We start from the raw sequence: 5,839 nt of genomic DNA on the forward strand, positions 1-5,839 counted from the left end.
CGGCCCGAGTCCTGCGGGGCAGGACTCGGGCCGCGTATGTCGGGGCGTTGATCAGCTGATCGGGACTGCGTTGCTTTGCTGGGCCAGGTCGTTGCGGCGAGCCTTGACCAGCAGGCCGACGACCACGGCTGCGGTGGCGAGGATGGCGGCGCTCCAGGCGAAGGCGACGGTGTAGCCGTGCACTGCGGCCTGCGCGGCCAGGGCGTGCGCGTTGGCGGTCGGGGAGAGGTGGGTGGTGAGGTAGTTCGTCGTGGCCGAGGTGGCGAAGGTCACCAGCATCGCCGTGCCGAGCGCGCCGCCGATCTGCTGGGTCGTGTTGACCAGTGCGGAGGCGACGCCGGCGTCGTGGTTCGCGACACCGATCAGCGCGGTGGACGAGAGCGGCACGAAGAACAGGCCGATGCCGAACGCCATCACCAGTTCCGCCGGGACGACGTGCGTGGCGTAGGCGGTGTGCACGCCGAGGCGGGTGAACAGCACCATGCCGGCCGTGGCCAGGACGAAGCCGACGAACATCAGGATGCGGGGGCCGAACCTGGGCAGGAAGCGGGTCGACACGCCGGCGCCCAGGACCACGGCTCCGGTGAACGGAAGGAACGCGAAGCCCGACTTGAGTGCGGAGTATCCGAGGATCTGCTGCATGTAGTACGTGAGGAAGACGAACACGCCGAACATGCCCACGCCCATCAGCAGGGAGCTGAGGAACGAACCGCCGCGGTTGCGGTCGAGGATGACGCGCATCGGCAGCAGCGGGTGCGTGGCGCGCAGCTCGACGAGGACGAACAGGGCGAGCAGAGCGATTCCGCCGATCAGGAGGCTGAGGGTCGTCGCCGAGGACCAGCCGGCGGTGTTGGCCTTGTTGAAGCCGTAGACCAGGGCCGCCAGACCGGCGGTCGAGGTCAGGGCGCCGGGGATGTCGTACTTGGTGTTGCCCCCGGCCTTGCTCTCGCCCAGGACGCGGGTCGCGGCGAACGCGGCCAGCACGGCGATCGGGACGTTGACCAGCAGCGTCCAGCGCCACGAAGCGTATTGGGTCAAGACGCCGCCCATGATCAGGCCGATTGCGCTGCCGCCGCCGGCGATGGCCCCGTAGACGCCGAATGCCCGCGCGCGCTCGTTGGCCTCGGTGAAGGTGACCGTGAGCAGCGAGAGTGCCGCGGGAGCCATCAGCGCGCCGAACAGGCCCTGCACGGCGCGGGCACTGAAGAGCATGGCCTCGTTGGTCGCGGCGCCGCCGAGTGCGGAGGCGGCTGCGAAGCCGACCAGGCCGATGATGAACGCCCGCTTTCGACCGGTGAAGTCCGCGATGCGTCCGCCGAGCAGCAGCATGGAGCCGAAGGCCAGGGCGTAGGCGGTGATGACCCACTGCTTGTTCACGTCGGAGATGTGCAGCGAGCGCTGCATCGTGGGCAGCGCGATGTTCACGATCGTCGCGTCGAGCACGATCATCAGCTGGGCGATGGCGATGATGCCGAGTGCCGCCCAGCGGCGGGGATCGGGGGCGACGCGGGGCGTGCCGACGGGCGAGGGTGCCCGCGCCGCGAGTTGTGTGGACGTCGGCTGTGGCGTCGATGATGCTCGCCCCGAGGCTGCCTGCTCGGTGATGGTTGACATGATTTGCTCTCTTTCCGGGCGCGTCATGAGACAGCACTCGATCAGCGCGCGGCCCGATCAGGCCGTACGTGGCGGGTTTGGGTTCAGATGATCAGTGTCTGGTCATCAGAGGTATGAGAATGTCGTCGGTGAGGCGGGTCAGGTAGGCCTCGTCCGCGGGCCTTCCTTGGATGAAGATCCGCGTGAACAGCACGGCGGGGGCGATCTCCGGGAAGATCTCGGGGTCGGTGTCGGCGGGCAGTTCGCCGCGGGCGATCGCCCGGTCCAGCATCTGCCGGATGAGGTGGTGCTTGTCCTGGAGTATCGACGCGCGCACGGTCTGGGCGAGCTCGGGGTCCCGCTGCATCGCGATCATGACGCCCGCCATGATCTGGCCCGTGGGACCGGTCATCATGTCCCGTATGGCGTGCACGGCCGCCAGGAGGTCGCCGCGAAGGCTGCCGGTGTCCGTGTCGGCGGCGAGATCGGCCTGCTTGTAGCACTTGACCGCGGCGACGACCAGATCGGCCTTGCCCGGCCAGTGCCGGTACAGCGTGGCCTTGCTCGCCTTCGCGCGGGCGGCGATCGTGTCCAGGCGCAGGGCGTCGTAGCCTGTCTCCGCCAGCACCTCGAGGGTCGCGCAGAGTATGGCCTGCTCGCGCTCCGGGTCGAGCTTGAGCGTTGTGGCGGTGGTCTCCATGGCCTCCTCCTCTCGCGAGCACAAGGTGTACGAAACTGTTTCGTACACCACAAGCGCGGCGGGCCCGGAACTATTCCCCGGCTGGGCTGTGATGGCCGGTCTGGTCTCAGTGCTGGTCAGCGCTGGGGGATTGCTGGGGCGGGCGGCGCCGTCGGGCGAAGATGATTTGATTTGACCAATCAAACTATCTGTGCGAGGCTTTCCCCCGTGGACGACGTGCAACGTGTCCTGGCCTACTACCCGCAGATCTACTTCGCCTGCCACACGCGGCACCGGCGCGATCCGCTCAGCAGCGACGTGCTCAGCGAACGGCAGGCCAGCGTGCTCGACCACCTGACCGCCGACAAGGGCATCCCGCTTAAAGAGCTCGCGGCGCATCAGGGTGTGACGGCTTCGACCATGTCGCTGATGGTCGACCGGCTCGTGGCCGGCGGGTGGGTGGTGCGGGAGAAGGACACCCACGACGCCCGGCGGGTCCAGTTGCGGCTGACCGTGGCGGGCGAGCGGATGAAACAGGCGAGCACGGTCCTGGACCCGCAGCTGGTGCGGGCGCTGCTCGACCGGCTCACGCCGCAGCAGCGGCAAGCGGCTGTCGACGGACTCGGGATCCTCGCCGCTGCGGCGGCCGGCGGACCGACCGGTAAATCCGTTCACCGTGCGGATGACAACACAACCCAGTCGGATACACAGGAGGACTGAACATGCTCTGGACTGTCGTGGGCATCCTCGTGGCGCTGGCCATCGTCGGCGTCGGCGTGGTCGTGCTGGTCGGCCGGGCGCTCCCGGTCGACCACGAGGCAACGTGCGCCGTCAGGCTGAATCAGCCTGCGCAAGCCGTCTGGGGCGTCATCACCGGGATCAACGAACTGCCGACCTGGCGACCCGGCTTGAAGAAGGTGGAACTCCTGCCGAGCGACGACGGAACGGTGCGCTGGCGCGAGTTCGACCGGCACGGAAATATCGCTTATGAGATCACCGAAGCGGACCCGCCCAAGCGCCTGATCACCCGGATCACCGACACCGGCCTGCCCTTCGGCGGCACGTGGACCTGGACACTCGAGCCACAGGCCGACGGTACGACGTCGGTCAGCGTGACGGAGAACGGCCAGGTGTACAACATCCTGTTCCGAGTGATTTCGCGGTTTGTCATAGGCCACACCGCCACCATGCGCAAGAACCTCACCGCCCTTGCGGCGCACTTCGGCGAGAGCGCGACGATCGACGGCGCCTGACACAGCTCACTGTCGCGCAGCCGAGCCAGACCGAATAGCGCCTGCCTAAATAGGGTCAGCACAACGCCGTGCGACTTTCTGGGAGCATGGCTGTTGCTGGTGCCACTCTCGGTGTGGTCAAGCGATAATGCCCATGGGCCGGGGAATGGGGGTCTTATGCGTGCCGGTCTAGACGCGGTTCTCGCCCGATTTGGGGCACACCGACGGTTGGCCGAGTACCGGCGGCTGGCCGATGAGGCCACGTCCTCTTACCTCGCCGAGCGGGACCGAGCCGATCGCGGCGCGCATGCGAGCGCCATGCCGAAGGACGACGATCTCTCACCGAGCGCGTCCAGGCTCCCGATGCGGCGCAGGCTGATCCTGATCCTGGCAAGTGCGATGGTGTCGCTGGCAGTTGTCGAGCTCACCGCCGCGTCCACGGGCGTGTCAGAGTTCAACCAGGGGGCACGATCCCGCGTGCCGCCCGCCCTGACCAATCTGACCGAGGCCGCCGTCGTCTCTCCGAGTGCGGCCTCCGACGCCGCAGGTGGTGCGAGCGGCCGCGCGCCCACCGCACCGCCCCCGATCACCGCCGCACCCACGCGCACGGCACCAGGTGCGTCCCCGGTGACCACGGGCACGGCACCAGGCACGATCCCGGTGGCGACTGGCTCAGCGCCGAGCGCGGGCGCAACGACGGTCAGCGCGTCGCCCGGCCTACTCCACCTGCTCGACCTGTGCCGTTCTGTCGTTGCGGCCGGGAACAGTTGGCCGTCGGTCCTTAAGGGGGCCGACCGGGCAACCGTCATCGCGGCAGCAGGAAAGAAGAACAACGTCCTTGCCTACTGCACGAACCTGCTCGCGACTACAGGCTAAGATCGCGGGTCTTCACCGGCTGGGTCAGCCAGGCGGCTTGAAGCCCGCGGATCGGGGCAATACGCCCAGCCATCCTCCCGCCTGAGTTAGCCGACCAGCAGCACGAGCTTCCCGCGTACGTGGCCTTGCTCGCTCACCCGGTGTGCCTCGGCAACCTCGGTGAGCGGGAAGGTCTGCGCGACCGGGGGCGAGAAGCGCCCGGACTCGATCAGCTCGCCGATCTCGCCGAGCACGTAGACCGCGCGGCCGGCGTCGCCCCTGCTGAACGTGACCCCGTGCTGCTGGGCACCGTCGAAGTCGGCGACCGTGATGACGTGCTCGACACCGCCGGCGAGCTCGATGAGCTCGGGAAGTACCCCGCTGCCGGCAACGTCGAGCGCGAGGTCGACGCCGCCGGCAGCGAGCGCGCGCACTCGCTCGACGAGGCCGTCGCCGTAGGCGACGGGCTCGGCCCCCAGCGAGCGAAGGTACTCGTGGTTTGCCGGACTGGCGGTGCCGATCACCCGTGCCCCGCGCGCCACGGCGAGCTGAACCGCGGCGCTGCCCACGCTTCCGGAAGCGCCGTTGATCAGCAGCGCGCTGCCGCTGCCGACGCCGAGTTGGTCAAGGGCGCGCGCGGCCGTCTCGATGGCGGCTGGCAGCGCGGCCGCGCCAGGGAAGTCAAGCGACGGCGGGATCGGTGCGTAGTGGGACAGCACCACCAACTCGGCCTGAGCCGCCGGGTCGATGGAGAAGCCGAACACGCGATCGCCGACGGCCACGTCCGCAACATCCTCGCCAAGCTCGTCGACGACGCCCGCGGCCTCATAGCCCAGAGTCTGCGGGAGTTGCGGGTCCATCAGGCCCTTGCGTTTCTTCCAATCGCTCGCGTTGACGCCGGCTGCGCGTACAGCAATACGGACCTGGCCGGGACCCGGATGCGGATCGGGCAGATCCACGATCTCAAGGACCTCCGGACCGCCGAACCGGCTGAAACCGACCGCCTTCACGATTGCTCCAATCTCTTCTCTGCCCCGCGTCGCGCTGCCGACAGTCTGCCAGCCCGGCCGCGACATGATCGCTGTGGACACACGTCAGCCAACAGGACAGCTCAAGAACTCGCACGTGGCGAGAAACGAGAGGAGAGGCACACGAGCTTGAGCGTGGAGCAGATGCGGCGAGTGCCCGGACTCGTCATGCGACTGACAGCAGGAGGCATCCGGCAGTGTCCGTTCGGGCACACGCGCTCCGCCGAACCTGACAGGGGATTTGGTCTGAATAGCGTGTGACTGATGGGGTCGGCGTGCGGACGCCGATCACCTCGACCAAGGAAAGAACTCAGAGGTCAGGGGGTTCGAATGGCTAAGGCGACGTTGGTTGACGCCGACCGGATGGCCAAAGCGCCAGGGCTGGTCGATGAGTTTGTGCGGAATGTCGCGGCAGCGCGCAACCGTATGGTGGCGGACCTACCGGACCTGAA

General features: G+C 68.1%; 6 protein-coding genes. 3 read left to right on the plus strand and 3 right to left on the minus strand.

From position 1 onward, the window contains the following. Positions 1 to 51: 51 nt before the first annotated feature. Positions 52 to 1,614, minus strand: coding sequence for an MFS transporter (locus VGZ32_RS26735; protein WP_326888982.1), 1,563 nt, complete (start codon positions 1,612 to 1,614; stop codon positions 52 to 54). Between the two features lie 91 nt (positions 1,615 to 1,705). Then, on the minus strand, positions 1,706 to 2,293 hold the full coding sequence (locus VGZ32_RS26740; protein WP_326888983.1) for a TetR/AcrR family transcriptional regulator: 588 nt from the start codon (positions 2,291 to 2,293) through the stop codon (positions 1,706 to 1,708). A 207-nt stretch (positions 2,294 to 2,500) separates the two neighbouring features. On the opposite strand from VGZ32_RS26740, the gene VGZ32_RS26745 reads away from it, so the two are divergent. The 3 genes from VGZ32_RS26745 (at position 2,501) to VGZ32_RS26755 (ending at position 4,380) form a co-directional block, all read left to right on the plus strand. After that, entirely contained in the window at positions 2,501 to 2,992 is a 492-nt protein-coding gene (locus VGZ32_RS26745) for a MarR family winged helix-turn-helix transcriptional regulator (protein WP_326888984.1), read from the plus strand. A gap of 2 nt (positions 2,993 to 2,994) precedes the next feature. Beyond that, positions 2,995 to 3,525, plus strand: coding sequence for an SRPBCC family protein (locus VGZ32_RS26750; RefSeq protein WP_326888985.1), 531 nt, complete (start codon positions 2,995 to 2,997; stop codon positions 3,523 to 3,525). Between the two features lie 207 nt (positions 3,526 to 3,732). Continuing rightward, complete coding sequence (locus VGZ32_RS26755) at positions 3,733 to 4,380, plus strand: hypothetical protein (protein WP_326888986.1); 648 nt, start codon at positions 3,733 to 3,735, stop codon at positions 4,378 to 4,380. Between the two features lie 86 nt (positions 4,381 to 4,466). On the opposite strand, the gene VGZ32_RS26760 is transcribed toward VGZ32_RS26755, so the two are convergent. Continuing rightward, positions 4,467 to 5,369, minus strand: coding sequence for an NADP-dependent oxidoreductase (locus tag VGZ32_RS26760; RefSeq protein WP_326888987.1), 903 nt, complete (start codon positions 5,367 to 5,369; stop codon positions 4,467 to 4,469). Positions 5,370 to 5,839: the final 470 nt, after the last annotated feature.

This window comes from Actinocrinis sp., from assembly GCF_035938995.1.
GTDB lineage: Bacteria > Actinomycetota > Actinomycetes > Streptomycetales > Catenulisporaceae > DASZGI01.